The 15,220-nt window shown below is 65.3% G+C and carries 14 protein-coding genes; 9 read left to right on the forward strand and 5 right to left on the reverse strand.

Annotated features, from left to right (window positions below; genetic code table 11):
• Positions 1 to 58: 58 nt before the first annotated feature.
• The 3 genes from GFY24_RS08850 to GFY24_RS08860 all read right to left on the reverse strand — a co-directional run bounded on the left by GFY24_RS08850 (position 59) and on the right by GFY24_RS08860 (position 2,758).
• Positions 59 to 721: a hypothetical protein gene (locus GFY24_RS08850; protein WP_153804491.1), complete on the reverse strand. Its 663-nt coding sequence runs from the start codon at positions 719 to 721 to the stop codon at positions 59 to 61.
• 49 nt (positions 722 to 770) lie between these two features.
• Positions 771 to 1,394: a Uma2 family endonuclease gene (locus GFY24_RS08855; protein ID WP_153804492.1), complete on the reverse strand. Its 624-nt coding sequence runs from the start codon at positions 1,392 to 1,394 to the stop codon at positions 771 to 773.
• A 74-nt stretch (positions 1,395 to 1,468) separates the two neighbouring features.
• Entirely contained in the window at positions 1,469 to 2,758 is a 1,290-nt protein-coding gene (locus tag GFY24_RS08860) for a S9 family peptidase (RefSeq protein WP_153804493.1), read from the reverse strand.
• 64 nt (positions 2,759 to 2,822) lie between these two features.
• Between GFY24_RS08860 and GFY24_RS08865 the strand changes: the two genes are divergently transcribed.
• Complete coding sequence (locus tag GFY24_RS08865; protein WP_309230629.1) at positions 2,823 to 3,374, forward strand: helix-turn-helix domain-containing protein; 552 nt, start codon at positions 2,823 to 2,825, stop codon at positions 3,372 to 3,374.
• Between the two features lie 12 nt (positions 3,375 to 3,386).
• Here the strand turns inward: GFY24_RS08865 and GFY24_RS08870 are convergent, their stop codons facing one another.
• Both GFY24_RS08870 and GFY24_RS08875 read right to left on the reverse strand, forming a co-directional pair.
• Positions 3,387 to 5,066: a bifunctional UDP-sugar hydrolase/5'-nucleotidase gene (locus GFY24_RS08870; RefSeq protein ID WP_153804494.1), complete on the reverse strand. Its 1,680-nt coding sequence runs from the start codon at positions 5,064 to 5,066 to the stop codon at positions 3,387 to 3,389.
• 67 nt (positions 5,067 to 5,133) lie between these two features.
• Entirely contained in the window at positions 5,134 to 6,642 is a 1,509-nt protein-coding gene (locus GFY24_RS08875; RefSeq protein WP_153804495.1) for a PucR family transcriptional regulator, read from the reverse strand.
• 162 nt (positions 6,643 to 6,804) lie between these two features.
• On the opposite strand from GFY24_RS08875, the gene uraD reads away from it, so the two are divergent.
• The 8 genes from uraD (at position 6,805) to GFY24_RS08915 (ending at position 15,220) form a co-directional block, all read left to right on the forward strand.
• Positions 6,805 to 7,341, forward strand: a complete 537-nt coding sequence (gene uraD, locus GFY24_RS08880; RefSeq protein ID WP_153804496.1) for a 2-oxo-4-hydroxy-4-carboxy-5-ureidoimidazoline decarboxylase — start codon at positions 6,805 to 6,807, stop codon at positions 7,339 to 7,341.
• On the forward strand, positions 7,338 to 7,637 hold the full coding sequence (uraH, locus tag GFY24_RS08885) for a hydroxyisourate hydrolase (RefSeq protein ID WP_153804497.1): 300 nt from the start codon (positions 7,338 to 7,340) through the stop codon (positions 7,635 to 7,637). The genes uraD and uraH overlap by 4 nt, the downstream gene beginning before the upstream one ends.
• 2 nt (positions 7,638 to 7,639) lie before the next feature.
• Positions 7,640 to 8,512, forward strand: a complete 873-nt coding sequence (gene pucL / locus GFY24_RS08890) for a factor-independent urate hydroxylase (RefSeq protein ID WP_153804498.1) — start codon at positions 7,640 to 7,642, stop codon at positions 8,510 to 8,512.
• Positions 8,513 to 8,528: 16 nt separating this feature from the next.
• Complete coding sequence (locus tag GFY24_RS08895; protein WP_153804499.1) at positions 8,529 to 9,401, forward strand: xanthine dehydrogenase family protein subunit M; 873 nt, start codon at positions 8,529 to 8,531, stop codon at positions 9,399 to 9,401.
• Positions 9,401 to 9,874: a (2Fe-2S)-binding protein gene (locus GFY24_RS08900; protein WP_153804500.1), complete on the forward strand. Its 474-nt coding sequence runs from the start codon at positions 9,401 to 9,403 to the stop codon at positions 9,872 to 9,874. Before GFY24_RS08895 ends, GFY24_RS08900 begins: the two co-directional genes overlap by 1 nt.
• Positions 9,871 to 11,250, forward strand: coding sequence for an 8-oxoguanine deaminase (locus GFY24_RS08905; RefSeq protein WP_309230630.1), 1,380 nt, complete (start codon positions 9,871 to 9,873; stop codon positions 11,248 to 11,250). The genes GFY24_RS08900 and GFY24_RS08905 overlap by 4 nt, the downstream gene beginning before the upstream one ends.
• 79 nt (positions 11,251 to 11,329) lie before the next feature.
• The gene (locus GFY24_RS08910) at positions 11,330 to 13,663 is read left to right on the forward strand and encodes a xanthine dehydrogenase family protein molybdopterin-binding subunit (protein WP_194852790.1); all 2,334 of its coding nucleotides are present in this window, start codon (positions 11,330 to 11,332) and stop codon (positions 13,661 to 13,663) included.
• A gap of 120 nt (positions 13,664 to 13,783) precedes the next feature.
• On the forward strand, positions 13,784 to 15,220 hold the full coding sequence (locus GFY24_RS08915; RefSeq protein WP_153804501.1) for an NCS2 family permease: 1,437 nt from the start codon (positions 13,784 to 13,786) through the stop codon (positions 15,218 to 15,220).

Here is a 15,220-nt window from a genome sequence, read left to right on the forward strand (position 1 = left end):
TTGTCAACCGGCGGGTAGTTACCGGGTGATAGCAGGGGCGGGGGACGAACTATGTCTATTACGGAGTTTCGGGGGCAGATATCGCCACCCGCTCTGCCCGGTGCAGCCCACGCGTCGCATACGCGGCCACTCCCACGCAGGCGAGTGCGGCGAGTATCAGTAACTGCAGTGTGCGGGGCACTTTATAGCTGAGCCGGGTCCAATTGGTGATCTCGGCCGTCGGCGCGGCGACCGTCGGCGCATGGGCTGGGCCATAGGTGGTCTGTGCGATCGCCCGCAATTCGGTGGCGCTGACATCCGGCCCGCACCCGTGCGCCTGCCAGGCGGCTCCCTGCGAATACGGTGACGACACAAGCAATAGTGTCGGCCGCCCGATCGTGAACCCGGTACCGCAACCGCTGCTGGTATTGACGCCCACCGTGGTGGTCGACCCCACCTCCCCATTGAAGACTTCGGTCACCTGGAATTCGTAAAGGTCCGCATCCCGCCCATGCAGCACCTTGGTCGGCGTCCCGATGAACACCCCGCCCGCCTTCGCGACGGCCACATCCGGGTTCACAACCGCACATGAGCAGGTGATTTGCGGAACCCCCTGCAGAAAGTATCCGACCACCGCGAGTAGCGCGACAACCAGCCCCGCGAACGCGATCCGGCGAGTCACCCGCCAAACACGCTGAGAACGAACATATTTCGGCTGTGGCGGACCCTGACTAGTGCTCACGCCGCAGACGGTAGCAGTGCGCGCGGCCAAGCGCCCAGAGTGGACGTTGTCAGAGTACGAGGTTGGTCAGTTGATCCCAGTCGAGTCGGATTCGGATCGGCAGCTCGACGGCGAAAGTGGTTTCGGGCTTGAGGATTTGGGCCAGCCGGTAGTGGCCGACGCTGTGGTCGAGGCCGTAGGTCTCGATGGCGGTGACTTCGCTGTCGGAGACGCTGACCAGCCAGTACCAGGGGATTCCGGCGGCGGCGTACTCACTCATCTTTTCCAGGCGATCGGTCTTGATATGACTGGGAGAGATGACCTCGACCGCGATCTTCAAATGCCAGGCATGCAGTGGCCGTACATCGGCGGGAACACATTCGAAGAGTGCGATGTCAAGGCGGCGGATTGTCGCGCGCGGCGCCTCCCAGAGGACGACATCGAAGTCTTGGTTGGTGTCGAGGCAGACCGATGGGTCCTCAACCATGTGGTCGCGAGCCGCGGTCTCCAGCATCGTGAGCAGACGATGTACGGCCTTCTGATGCGCACGGGTCGGGGATTCGGCACGCACGGCGTCCCCATTGACCACCTCGACCAGTCGGCAGAACTCCTCGGGGAGCTCGCGCCAGATATCAACGGTGATCGGCTCGGGCTGGATATTGTCCGGCCGAGCCCAGTCGAAGATCGCAGACATGAGCTGAATTCTATGTGGTAGGGCCGAGGTCCGGTCGCAGGCCGAGGCAGATTTCGAACACTTGTGGCACGCCGTCAGCGCCTGAGTTTGCTGATGAGACGGGTCGGTGGGTTCCGGGGTCGGGTTCTGGTGAGCCAGTTCGCGATGTCGGTGATGACGGTGGGGGCGACATGGTTGGGGGATTGGTAGGAGGTGGGGGTGGACGGGCCGGTGCCGGGGAAGAACATGTGGTCGGCGGTGGGGTAGAGGGTGATTCGGGCTTCAGGGTTGGTGGCGAGGGCTTGTTGCCAGGCGGGGAGGTCGTCGTGGACGGTGACCTGGTAGTCGCGGGTGCCCTGGAGGAGAAGGGTTGGTTTGTTCAGGGCCGCTGCGGCTTCGGCGGGGTGGTAGGTGCGGAGGTCCAGCCAGTAGGCGGCGGGCCAGCCGAAGAGGAGTTCGGACGTGGGCGTGGAGAGGGAGAGGTCGGGGTTCTCGACCGCGGCTGCTTGGGCGGTGATCGATTCGAGAGTGGCGGTGGTGTGCGGGCCGGGGTCAAGGGCGGCAAGGTAATTGGCCACTCGGACGGCGGCGATGGGCAGAGGGACGGTGTCACCGGCCATGATCACGACGCCGGCGATGGATGGTTCGGCGGCGGCCACCCGGGGTGCTGCCTTGCCGCCGCCGCTGTGACCCACCACGTACACCTGAGCGGGGTCGACGCTCGAATGTTGTTGCAGCGTATGGACTGCCGCGATGGTGGTGGGGAGGTATTCCTCGACCATGGTGAAGTCCGGTGCGGTCGCGAGTTGCCCGTGGACGAAATTCAGCTTGTCGAACCGCAGTACCGCGATCCCGCGACTCGCCAAACCCCAGGCGAGATCCTTGAAAGGCTTGTTCGGTCCCACTGTTTGATCCCGGTCGGTGGGGCCGGAGGCGAGTAGGACAGCGCCTGGGAACGGACCGCGGCCACGGGGCAGGGTCAGGGTGCCGGGGACGGATCCGGCGTCGGTTTCGAGCGAAACCTCTTGTTCGGTAAAACGTTTCGGTGTGGCGTAGCCCGGCGGTTCCCACGCGCCGGCCGGTGGGGCGAGGCGGATTCCGTGCAGTTGCCCGGCACTGTCGACGGATACGACCAAGGTGAGTTCGCCGCGTTCACAGTTCACCGGCACGCTCACCCGGACCAGTTCGCCGTCGAGAGGTTCGGTGGCCGCCGCGCCGATGGTCTGGACCGTGCCGACCCGAGCGGTCCAGGCCACGCCGACCGTCTCGGCCGACACCACTGCCCGCAGGCGTGGCGCGAAGAGTTCTTCGATTTCGGTGAAGCGTTCGTCGCGCGCCCACTCCGCCACCGTCGTGGCGATCGCGACGGGGTCTGTCTCTGCCATTGTTCCCACCTGCCAACCATTCTCATGTTTTGCGAACAATAACATGGTGTGAGAATGTTGTGCGGTGGATCCGTTCGAGCTGCTGGCCCATCCGGTGCGATTGCGCATAGTGCACGCCATGCGCGGCGGTCGCGTCCTGACCACCGCCGATCTGTGCGCCCGGCTCCCCGATGTGTCCAAGGCGACCGCATACCGCCACGTCGAACTGCTGGCGAATGCCGGTGTGCTGGAGGTTGCGGAGGAGCGGCGGGTGCGCGGCGCGGTGGAGCGTCGGTATCGGCTACGCCCGGAACGGGCGATTGTCGAGACCGAGACCGCGGCGGCACTATCCGCCGATGAGCAGCGCGGGGTCTTCGCCACCGCCATGGCGGTATTGATCGCCGAGTTCAATGCTTATCTGGATCGCGAGAATGCCGACCCGGCAGCCGATTTGGTCGGCTACCGGCAACATGCGGTGTGGCTCGACCGCGCCGAGCTGGAGGAGATGATCGTGGAGCTGCGCGGCGTCATCCTGCCGCGCCTGGCCAATCGGCCCACGTCGGAACGTGGCCAATACCTGCTCAGCCCAATACTTTTCCCGATCGAAGGGCCTTCGGAGGATGCTGATCCGGCGTAAGACCGACCCGGCTCAGCGCCGTTCGATCCGGGAGGGCGGGGGAGACACCGCGCCGTGTGCGCGCAGATATGACTCCAGGGCATCGAGGTCCATCGGGCCGACCGCGAGGCCGGTGCTGCGTGTGAAGACGCTGAAGCCGTCACCGCCGGAGGACAGGAAGTTATTGGTCGAGACCCGATAGGAGGCAACGGGATTCAGTGGCTGTCCGCCAATACGCACGGTATCGGCGAGGATCTTGTGCCCCTTCGGCGCGGCCTCGGAGTAGGCGTAGGTGATGCCCGCGATCGAAAGCACCGCCGTTTTGCTGACATTGTCCCACTGCTGTTCAAGCAACTCGATAATCTGCTGCCCGGTCAGGCTGACCGTCACCACCTGATTTCCGAAGGGCTGCACCGTATATGCCCGCTCGTAGGTGATCGGCCCGGCGGGCAGATCCGCGCGCACACCCCCGGGGTTCATGACGGCGGCCACGGCTCCGGCGGCGGTGGTGCCGTCGAGCATGGTGTCGGCCAGCAGATCACCCAGTGGTGAGTCGCCCGCGGGTGCCGGGTCGGCGGGCAGTGCCGCGGTGGCCGTGCCGATCACCCGTTGCGCGAGTGGTTTGGATTGGTCCGCATAGAAATTCACCAGCTTGGTGGCGGCCAGGTCGGGGGTGATATCGCGGGTCACGACCCGATTGACCGCCGTCGCGTCCACCGTGCCGTCATGGAACCGCAGCGTGATATCGGTGATCAGGCGTCCGAAGGAGGATGCCTGGGTGATGACCTTCCCATTGATGGTGCAGTTGTAGGACTGATGCGTGTGCGCGGTGATCAGCACCTTCACCGCGGCATCGGTATGTGTGGCCAAATCGGTTACCGGAGAAGTGATATCGGCGCACCCGTTGTAGTCCACCGGCGCGCCCTTGGTGCGCTGCGCGCCACCGTCGTGCAGCAGTGCGACGATGGTCTCCGCCCCCGCGACCTTCATCTCGGGCACATACTTGTTGATCGCGTCGGCCTCGTTGCCGAAGCTGTAGCCCCGAATACCTTCGGGCAGAACAATATTCGCGGTATCCGCAGTGACGGTCCCGACCACGCCGATCTTGTGCCCGCCGACCTCGAGCATGGTCCAGGGCCGCAACCCCTTCGGGAGATTGCCGGTGCCGTCCGTGACATTCGCGGCCAGGTATGGGAACTCCGCACCGGTGAACGGATCACCGGGCACGCAGCCGTCCGCCGCGCACCCACCCTGCTGCAGACGCGCCAATTCCACTACGCCATGGTCGAACTCGTGATTCCCGACCGATGACGCGGCCACCCCGATCGAGTTCATGAAGTCGATGGTCGGCTCATCGTGGAAGAGCGCCGAGATCAACGGACTCGCCCCGACATTGTCCCCGGCGGCCAATATCGCACTGGCCGGATACGCCGCTTTCAACTTGGCCAAATGTGCCGCCAGATAGGCCGCACCACCCGCCTGCACGCCGCCCACCTGCCCATTGCTCCCGGTCGGCGGCTGCAGATTCCCGTGCAGATCGTTCAGCCCGAAAAGATGCACCTCTCCCGGCTGCGCGGCAGGCAGGTCACCGGTCGAAACCACTGCTGCCGCACCGGAAGTGGTGGGTGCGGCGGTGTCGCCGGAACTACCGCATCCGGCCACCAGCAGCACGCTGAACAGGGCCGCACCTATGCCACGCGCGCGTCGAGTCATACGCCCGACTCTGGCAGATGCCGTTGGCACCCGCACGACGGGCAGGTGAATTCGCCGGAGCGATTCGTCAGCGCAGGGCCAGCGCCAGGAAGAAGTCGACCCGGTCTTCCAGGCGTGACAGATCGCGGTCGGTGAGCTCCTCGATGCGCTGCACCCGATAGCGGAGCGTATTCACGTGCACATGCAGCAGATCGGCGCATTTGGACCAGGACCCGGACACTTGCAGGAACGTCTCCAGGGTGTGCACCAGATCGGCCCGATTATCGCGATCGTAGATGGCCAGCGGGTCGAGCAATCGCACCCGGAACATCCGGCGCACCTCGTCCGGAACACTGGCCAGCAGCAGCATGTGCGTGGCCAGTTCGTCATGCCGCACGACGCTGGTGGGCTGATTCCGCTCGGCCGCCATGCGCCGGGCATATCGCGCCTCTTCGACCGCGCCACGCAGACTTTCACCGTCCACGCCACCGCTGATGCCCACCGCCAGGCGACTGCCCTGCAATCCCGGCTCCAGTGCTTCGACCGCACGATGAATGCGATCGTCCAGGCTGCCGTCATCGCCGATCGGCACCAGCGCGATGGCCTCGCCGTCGACCACACCTGCGGCCGGGCTTCTGTCATAAAGGATTTCGCGCAACAGTGAGCGTAATTCCCTGGGGCGCACCGCACCCGAATCAGCGGTGGCGGCGACGGCGAGATACCGCTCGGACAACGCCAGCCCCGTAAGTTCCAGCCGCGAAACGATTTCGGCGGGTTTGGCGTCCGACACAACCAGTTCGATGAGCTCCTGCGCCAGTCGACCCTCGGCATTCTGCCGGTCGTCTTGTCGGACACGCTCGAGCGCGACGACTGCGGCGAGTTCGCCGATTATCGCCCGGTGCTCCTCGGGCCAGTCCTTGTAGTCGCTCTCGAACACCATGAACCAGTCCGCGACCCGCGAGGTGCCGTCCGCGTCCACCGCGAAAAGCGAGAACAGGCTACCGTCCAGCGAATAGGTGTCGGGCAGTCGCTGCGCGGACAGGCAGGCGGCTTGGACCTGCGCCGACAGCGGTTGCTGCGGTCCGGCCACCACCCGCCCGGTGGAGGACACCACCCAGCACGGCGTGCCGAGATTGCGGTGGATGAGTTCGAGTACCGAATTCAATCCGCCACCGGAGACGAGTTGGCGATGCCGGTCCAGAATCGCGGCCAGATCCGCTGCCCGCCCGGTGGAGAGATTGCGATTGACCTGCTCGGTGACGGTGGCGAAGGCAATATCCTCCGGCACCCGGAACAGTGGGATGCGATGTCGCTCGCACGCCTGCACCAGATCCGCGGGTGGCGCACCATATTTCGCGTCGCCCGCGGCCACGGCCGCGACCTTGGCCCGGGCCAGCGCGCCGATGAAGGTCTCGCTGTCCTCGGGTGCGCGCCGCCATTGCAGGCCGGTGAGCACCAGTTCCCCGCCGGAGAGATATCTGGCAGGGTCGAGCATGTCTGTGGTAACCACCCAGCGAACGAACCTTTCGAGTTCGTCTTCGCCGGTGACGAGTTCCAGACCGGCTTCGGTGAGGGCGAGCAGAGAACGCAACCGCATGATTGCCAACGCTAACAGCGAATGACCCGCGGGTTACCGGCTTGGATGTATCTACAAATCCGGTGTTGTGAACTGGGCCACAGGTTCGGAGGTCTCGTCCCTGCCGTCGACGGCCCCCGGCGGATGTACTTATCGGGCAAGTCGCCAATGGATGGAGGTCGGATGTCGGGTCGCCTGGAATGGCTCGGGTCGCTGCCCCTGGAAGAGGCCGAGGCTCAGCTGCTCACCTGCTGCGCTTCGCGGGAATGGGCCCGCAAGATGGTGGCCGGTCGGCCGTACATCGACGAGTCCAGCCTTATGCAGGCCGCGCTCTGGGGCCTGGACGCCCTCGACTGGACGGATATCGAGGAGGCCCTCGCGGCCCACCCCCGCATCGGTGAGCGTGCGGAGACCTCACGCGCCGAAGGTGTTTCGGGTGAATTCGCGCGGCGCGAGGCGCAGTGGTCGCGGGACGAACAGTCCGGTGCGGACCTCGCCTCCGATCGAGTCAAGATCAGGCTGGCCGATCGGAATGTGGCCTACGAGAACCACTTCGGTCACGTCTTCCTGATCCGCGCCACCGGCCGCACCGCCGAGGAGATGCTCGCCGAACTCGAGCGCCGCCTGGGCAATTCGGTCGAGGCCGAACGCGCCGTGATCCACGCTGAGCTGGCCGCCATCACCCGGCTGCGTATTCGCAAGCTGCTGGGGTTGATATGAGCCTCTCCACCCATGTGCTGAATGCGGCCACCGGTCGCCCCGCGGACGGCGTGTCGGTCAGGCTCGAGGCCGCCGACGGCACGCTGCTCGCGCAGGGCAGAACCGACGCCGACGGCCGCATCAAGGATCTGCCCGCCCCCGAAGCTGGGGTGCATCGGCTGGTCTTCGACACCGGCGACCTGAGTCCGTTCTATCCCGAGGTGACCATCGCTTTCACCGTCACCGATCCGGCGCAGCACTATCACGTGCCGCTGCTGCTCAGTCCCTACTCCTTCTCCACGTATCGAGGTAGCTGACAATGTCGATCAAGCTCGGTCCCAACCGCTATGGCAAGGCGGAGACCCGCGTCGTGCGGGTGAACAAGAACGGGACCAAACACCAGATCCGCGATCTCAATGTCAGCGTCGCGCTCTCCGGTGATATGGAGGAAGTGCACCTGACCGGCGACAATGCCGCGGTGCTGCCTACCGATACCCAGAAGAACACCGTCTTCGCCTTCGCCAAGCAGCACGGTATCGCCTCCCCGGAGGACTTCGGCCTGAAGCTGGCCCGCCACTTCGTCGGTTCCCAGCCGACCATCGACCACGCCCGCATCGAACTCGAAGAGTACGAGTGGGAGCGAAATGTGGTGGGGCTCAACGCCCATCCGCACTCCTTCGTGCGCTCGGGTCGCGAAACCCGTACCGCCCTGGTGCATTACGACGGCAATCGGGCCTGGGTGGTCTCCGGTTTGAAGGACCTCACCGTCCTCAACACCACCAAGTCCGAATTCCACGGCTTCATCAAGGACCGCTACACCACACTGCGCGAGACCCGCGACCGTGTACTGGCCACCGAGGTGAACGCGCAGTGGCGGCACTCCGGCGAGAACGCGGAGTGGGACAAGTCCTATGAAGTGGTGAAACGCTGTCTGCTGCAAGCTTTCGCGGATACCCACAGCCTCTCGCTACAGCAGACCCTCTACGAGATGGGGGAGCGGGTGCTCGAGACCTGCCCCGATATCGCCGAGGTCAAACTCGTCCTGCCCAACAAGCACCACTTCGAGGTGGACCTGTCGCCGTTCGGCCTGGTCAATGACAACGAGGTGTTCTGGGCCGCCGACCGACCGTACGGGCTCATCGAAGGCACGGTGGTGCGCGAGGTTCCCGCCGCCGGACCGGCGTGGTCCTGAATTCGGAAGGGACACAATGGATTTCCTACGACCTGACAGCTGGGCCGACGCACTCGCGTTGAAGGCGCAGCGACCCGAAGCCAAGCCCATTCAGGGCGGCACCGATGTGATGGTCGAGCTGAATTTCGACCGGCACCGCCCGGAGGCTCTGCTCGATCTGAACCCCTGCCGTGAACTCTTCGAATACGAGGAGACCGCCGACGCCCGGCTGCGCATCGGCTCCGGTGTGCCGTTCGAGCGGATCATCCGCCGACTCGGTGACCAATTGCCCGGTCTGGCACAGGCTTCGCGCACCGTCGGCTCCCCGCAGATCCGCAATCGCGGCACGGTGGGTGGCAATCTCGGCGGCTGCTCCCCGGCCGGTGACGCGCATCCCGCGCTGCTCGCGGCCAATGCCACCATCGAGGTGGAGTCCGCGGCGCGTGGCACCCGGATGATTCCGATCGACGATTTCTATGTCTGGGTGAAGAAGAGTTCCCTGGAGCCGGACGAGCTGATTCGGGCCATCTGGCTGAAGCCCGCGACCGGCCCGCAGTACTTCGCCAAGGTCGGCACCCGCAATGCCATGGTCATCGCGGTCTGCTCCTTCGGTATCGCACTGCACCCGGATACCCGGACGGTGGGCACCGGTATCGGCTCGGCCGGTCCGACCCCGCTGCGAGCACACGATGCCCAGGAATTCCTTGCGGCACAACTGCTTTGGGAGAACCCGGGTCCGCTGAGCGATGCCCTGCTGCGCGAGTTCGGCACGCTCGTCGCCTCCGCCGCCAAACCCATCGACGATGTGCGCGGCACCGCCGATTACCGCAGGCACGCCCTGTCGGTCATGGCCCGCCGCAGCCTCGGCTGGGCCTGGAACGACTACACAGCAGAGAGGAGGGCCGCCTGATGCGGGTGAACTTCACCGTCAATGGCACCCCGGAGACCGTCGACGACGTGTGGGAGGGCGAGAGCCTGCTGTACCTGCTGCGTGAGCGCGCCGGGCTGCCCGGCTCCAAGAACGCCTGCGAGCAAGGCGAATGCGGCTCCTGCACAGTCTATTTGGACGGCACGCCAGTCTGTTCGTGTCTGGTGGCCGCCGGTCAGGTGCACGGGCGCTCGGTGCGCACCGTTGAGGGCCTGGCCAGCGGCGACAAACTCGATCCGATGCAGCAGGCCTTCGTCGAGGCCGGTGCGGTCCAATGTGGTTTCTGCACACCGGGTCTCATCGTGCAGGCGCATGATCTGATCGAGCGCAATCTGGAGCCCTCCGATGTGGAGATCCGTGAGGCGCTCGCCGGAAACCTGTGCCGCTGCACCGGATACGAGAAGATTCTGGACGCCGTGCGACTCGCGGCTCAGCGGAAGGCGGTCGCACGGTGAGCGCTGTGAACTTCTCCCTACCCAATACGGGCAAGATCGTTATCGAGAATACCTATATCGCACCGGTAGTCGGCGATGAGATCCCCTCGGGTTACCTCATTATCGACAATGGTCGTATCGAAGCCCTCGGCGCCGGACCGGCGCCGACGGTGGTGGGCGCCGAACGCATCGTAGGCACCGGCTGCCTGGTAACCCCGGGCCTGGTGAACACCCACCACCACCTCTACCAATGGGCCACCCAGGGCATGTTCCAGGATTCGACGCTGTTCGAATGGCTGACCGGCCTGTACCGCACCTGGGCGGGCATGGACGCCGATGTCGTATATGGCGCTGCCACAGCAGGTTTGGGCTGGCTGGCGCTGACCGGCTGCACCACCTCGAGCGATCACCACTATGTATTCCCCAAGGGGCGTGGCGATCTGTTCGAGGCCGAGGTGATGGCCGCCCGCGAGATCGGGCTGCGTTTCCACCCGTGCCGCGGCTCCATGGATCGTGGCCGGTCCCAGGGCGGGCTGCCGCCGGACGAGGTCGTCGAGAACCGCGAAGAGATCCTGATCAATACACAGGAGATCATCGACCGCTACCACGACGCGTCCTTCGATTCCATGCTGCGCGTCGCCGTCGCACCCTGCTCACCGTTCTCGGTGAGCGAGGGCCTGATGATCGATGCCGCCGAGCTGGCTCGCGCCAAAGGTGTTCGCCTGCATACGCATTTGGCGGAGACCCTCGACGAGGAGCAGCACTGCATCGAGCAGGTCGGCTGCACGCCCGTGGAGTATATGGAGAAGCTCGGCTGGCTCGGTGACGATGTGTGGTTCGCCCACGCCGTACACCTGCACGACGCCGATATCCGCCGCTTCGCCGAGACCGGGACCGGCTCGGCGCACTGCCCGAGCTCCAATGCCCGCCTCGGTGCCGGCATCGCGCGGGTGTCGGAGCTGCTCGCCGCCGGCGCGCCGGTCGGCCTGGGTGTCGACGGCGCGGCTTCGAGCGAATTGACCTCCATGGCAGGGGAAATGCGCCAGGCCATGCTGTTCCAGCGCGCGGTGCACGGACCGACCGCGCTCACCGCCCGCCAGGCCCTGGAAATGGGCACCCTCGGTGGAGCTCGAAACCTGGGCCGCCAGAACGAGGTCGGCAGTCTCGAGCCCGGCAAGCTCGCCGATATCGCCATGTGGCGAGTCGACGGCTTCCGCGCTGCCGTCGAGGATCCGGTGTGCGCCTTGATCTTCGGACCCACCCCGCCCCTCGCGCGGCTGCTCGTCGGTGGGCGCACCGTCGTGCAGAACGACGAATTGCGCACTCTGCCGCACGATCAGGTCGGCCGCGCGGGTGTGCTCGCTCGTAAGCGCCTGCTGCGTCAGGAGTCCCGTTGACCATCGCAGCAGTCAGTCGTACGAGGGGCGATAGCGCCGCACCCGGTGCCGGTGCCCGCCCGAAGTGTCAGGAGGTCTCATGAGTACCGCGCGCACCACCCGTTTTCCGGGGGAGCAGGTCGCGCCCGGCCGCGGCGGCGTCGGCGAGAGCCCGCTGCGCCCTGACGGCACACTGAAGGTCAAGGGCGAGTTCGCCTATGCCTCCGATCTGTGGATCGACGGCATGCTGTGGGGCGCGACCCTGCGCAGCCCGCATCCCCGGGCGATCATCCGCACTATCAATATCGCTCCGGCGCTGGCCATGACCGGTGTGCACGCCGTGCTCACCCATGAGGATGTGCCCGGCCGCAAGATGTACGGCCTGGACCACACCTGGGATCAGCCGGTACTGGCCATCGGTGAGGTGCGCCATCACGGCGAACCCATCGCGCTGGTTGCCGCCGACCATCCTGAAATCGCCCGTCGCGCCTTCTGTGCCATCGAAATCGATTGGGAGGTACTGGAACCCATTACCGATCCGATGGCGGTGCTCTCGGCCCCCAAGAAGCTCGCGGTGCAGGAACGCGGCGGTATCGCCCGCCACCAGCCGGTGCGCGTCGGCGATATCTCGGTCGGGCGCGAGCTGGCCGCCGTGGTGGTCACCGAGGAGTATGAGGTCGGTATTCAGGACCAGGCGTTCCTGGGTCCGGAATCCGGCATGGTGATTCCGGCCGAGGACGGCGGACTCGACTTCTACGTCGCGACACAGTGGATGCACAACGATCTTTCGCAGATCGGGCCGTGTCTGGGCTTGGCCGACGATCAGATCCGCATGACCATGGCCGGCATCGGCGGGGCCTTCGGCGGCCGTGAGGACCTGTCCATGCAAATCCACGCGGGCATGCTCGCCATGCACACCGGCAAGCCCATCAAGATGATGTACAACCGCGAAGAGTCGTTCTTCGGGCACGTACACCGCCACCCGGCGAAGATGCTCTACGAATTCGGCGCGACCGCGACCGGAAAGCTCACCTACGCAAAGGTTCTCATCGTCCTGGACGGCGGCGCCTACACCTCGGCGACGCTGAACGTAACCGGTAATGCCTCCTCACTGGCCGTAGGACCCTACGAAATCCCGCACATCGAGATCGACGCGTACGGGGTCTACACCAACAACCCGCCCTGTGGCGCCATGCGCGGATTCGGCGCTGTGCAAGCGTGTTTCGCACACGAGTCGATGATGGACAAGCTCGCCGAGGCCCTGGATATGGATCCGGTGCGGGTGCGTCAGCTCAATGTCGTCTCGCAGGGCTCCAAGCTCGCCACCGGTCAGGTGGTGCACGCCCCGACCCCGCTCGCGGAAATGCTCGGCACCCTGAGTGAGATGCCGCTCCCGGAAGCCATGGACGCCAGCGATATTCGCAATCTCCCCGGCGGTGCCTCCCAGACCACCCATGGTGAGGGTGTGGTGCGCGGTGTCGGCTACGGCGTCGGCATCAAGAACATCTGCTTCTCCGAGGGCTTCGACGATCTCTCGACCGCCCGGGTCCGTCTGGAGGTCATCGGCGGTGAACCGGTCGCACTGGTACACACCGCCGCCGCGGAGGTCGGCCAGGGCCTGGTCACCGTCGAAGCGCAGATCGCCCGCACCGAACTCGGTATCGAACGGGTGGTAATTCACCCGGCCGACAACGGAGTTGGAGATTCCGGCTCGTCGTCGGCCTCTCGGCAGACGTACATGACCGGCGGCGCGGTGAAGGCGGCCTGCGAAGCGGTGCGTCAGCGCGTGCTCGCCCTGGCGCAGGGTAAGCATGGCGCGCATCGCGGCCTGCAGCTCATCGGGGGCAAGGTCGTCTCGGGCACCGGCGAGGTACTCGACGCCATCGCCGATGTACTCGGTGACGAGGTCGTCGAAGAAACCCGCGAATACCACCACAAGCCCACCACCGGCATGGATCCGGCAACCGGCCAGGGCAATAGCCACACCCAACTCGCGGTCTGCGTCCACCGGGCCGTGGTTGATGTCGACACCGACCTCGGATTGGTGAAAGTCGTTGCCCTGGACGCGGTCCAGGACGTCGGCAAGATCATGAACCGCCTGTCTCTCGAAGGCCAGATCCACGGCGGATCGATTCAAGGACTGGGTCTGGCAGTGATGGAGGAAATCCAGGTAAGCAATGGCAAGGTGCGGAACCCGTCCTTCACGGACTATCTGATTCCCACCATTCTCGACACACCCCCACAGCGGCTGGAGATCCTGGAGAACCCGGATCCGCACGCACCCTACGGATTACGCGGGGCGGGCGAACCACCCACCCTCTCCTCGACACCGGCGATTGCCGCAGCCATTCGCGACGCCTGCCGCAAGCAGGGCGGCACCGGGGATATCACCCGGGTGCCGGTACGACCGGAAGACATCATCCGGGGCAGTTGATCAACAGGGGCAGACCGGCTTTCACCGGTAGGGACTCCACAACAGCAGCAACCGAATCCGCGGTCCGGAGCCGATGAATCCCGGACCGTAGGTCGGCTACGCCCTTAGGAGGGCATGCCAATGACCCAAATCCAAGATCCGACCCCCACCACCATTGCCGGGGGTTCGGCACTCGACCGGTTCTTCAAGTTGAGTGCACGTCGCACCACAGTCTCACGTGAAATCCGTGGCGGAATCACCACATTCGTCGCCATGGCCTACGTTATCCTGCTCGTCCCGCTCATCCTCGGCGGGGTGACCGATATCGACGGTAACCATCTCAGTATCGCTCAGCTCACCACAGCCACCGCGTTCTCGGCCGGACTCTCCACAGTCCTCATGGGCCTGGTCGGCAACGTACCACTCGCTCTCGCAGCGGGTCTCGGGGTGGTCCCGGTGGTCGCCTTCCAGGCGGCCCCTCATATGACCTGGCCCCAGACCATGGGCCTGGTGGTCCTGATGGGCGTGATCATTGTGATCATGGCCGCCACCGGCCTGCGAACCATGATCATCAATGCCATTCCGACGGCGCTCAAGAACGCCATCGGTGTCGGTATCGGCATGTTCATCGCCATGATCGGCCTGGTCTCCTCCGGAGTCGTCGGCCACGGATCGCCGGGCGGTCCACCGGTCACACTCGGTGTCGATGGGCACCTACAGGGTTGGCCCGTAGTGGTTTTCGCCTTCGGCCTGCTGCTCATGATCGGGCTGTATGTCCGCAAGGTGCCCGGCGCGATCCTGATCAGCATCGCCCTGTCGACGCTGCTCGCGATCGTGATCAATGCCATCGCCGATATCGATCCCAAGGCGTGGGGGACCGTGGTGCCGCAACGGCCCGATTCCCTGTTCGCCACACCGGATTTCGGTCTCATGTTCAATGTCGATCTGGTCGGCGGCTTCGCTCGCGCCGGCGGACTGGTGGCGAGTGTGGTGCTGTTCACGCTGGTGCTCACGGGGTTCTTCGACGCCATGGGAACGGTTTTCGGCGTCTGCGACGAAGCTGAGCTGTTGGACGAGCGCGGCACTATGCCGGGCATCGGCAAGATCCTCACCGTCGACGGTGTCGCCCAGATCATGGGCGGCGTCAGCGGAGGCGCGGGCAGCACCGTCTATGTGGAATCCGCGACGGGCGTCGGTGAGGGCGCACGTACCGGACTCACCAGCGTGGTCACCGGCGGATTGTTCTGTGCCGCAGTGTTCTTCACCCCACTCGCGGCGGTGGTGCCGATCCAGGCCGCGGCTCCGGCCCTGGTGCTGGTCGGCGCGCTCATGATGACCCAGGCCCGCAAGATCGACTGGAATGACCTGGAGATCGCCGTCCCGGCCTTCGTGACCATCGCGCTCATGCCGTTCACCTACTCCATTACCAACGGTGTCGGCGCGGGCCTGATCTGCTACGCGGTGATCAAGGCCGCACGCGGCAAATTCCGTGAAATCCATTGGCTGGTAGGCGTGGTCAGCATTGTGTTCGCCGCCTACTTCGGTATCAACGCCATCGAATCGGTCCTGGGAGGCTGA

Source organism: Nocardia sp. SYP-A9097, assembly GCF_009649815.1.
Lineage (GTDB): Bacteria > Actinomycetota > Actinomycetes > Mycobacteriales > Mycobacteriaceae > Nocardia.

Coding starts and splice junctions, on each gene's coding strand:
- GFY24_RS08915 (WP_153804501.1), top strand. CDS start 13,784: ATGACCCAAATCCAAGATCCGACCCCCACCACCATTGCCGGGGGTTCG.
- GFY24_RS08855 (WP_153804492.1), bottom strand. CDS start 1,394: ATGTCTGCGATCTTCGACTGGGCTCGGCCGGACAATATCCAGCCCGAG.
- GFY24_RS08860 (WP_153804493.1), bottom strand. CDS start 2,758: ATGGCAGAGACAGACCCCGTCGCGATCGCCACGACGGTGGCGGAGTGG.
- pucL (WP_153804498.1), top strand. CDS start 7,640: ATGTCGATCAAGCTCGGTCCCAACCGCTATGGCAAGGCGGAGACCCGC.
- uraD (WP_153804496.1), top strand. CDS start 6,805: ATGTCGGGTCGCCTGGAATGGCTCGGGTCGCTGCCCCTGGAAGAGGCC.
- GFY24_RS08895 (WP_153804499.1), top strand. CDS start 8,529: ATGGATTTCCTACGACCTGACAGCTGGGCCGACGCACTCGCGTTGAAG.
- uraH (WP_153804497.1), top strand. CDS start 7,338: ATGAGCCTCTCCACCCATGTGCTGAATGCGGCCACCGGTCGCCCCGCG.
- GFY24_RS08870 (WP_153804494.1), bottom strand. CDS start 5,066: ATGACTCGACGCGCGCGTGGCATAGGTGCGGCCCTGTTCAGCGTGCTG.
- GFY24_RS08875 (WP_153804495.1), bottom strand. CDS start 6,642: ATGCGGTTGCGTTCTCTGCTCGCCCTCACCGAAGCCGGTCTGGAACTC.
- GFY24_RS08910 (WP_194852790.1), top strand. CDS start 11,330: ATGAGTACCGCGCGCACCACCCGTTTTCCGGGGGAGCAGGTCGCGCCC.
- GFY24_RS08900 (WP_153804500.1), top strand. CDS start 9,401: ATGCGGGTGAACTTCACCGTCAATGGCACCCCGGAGACCGTCGACGAC.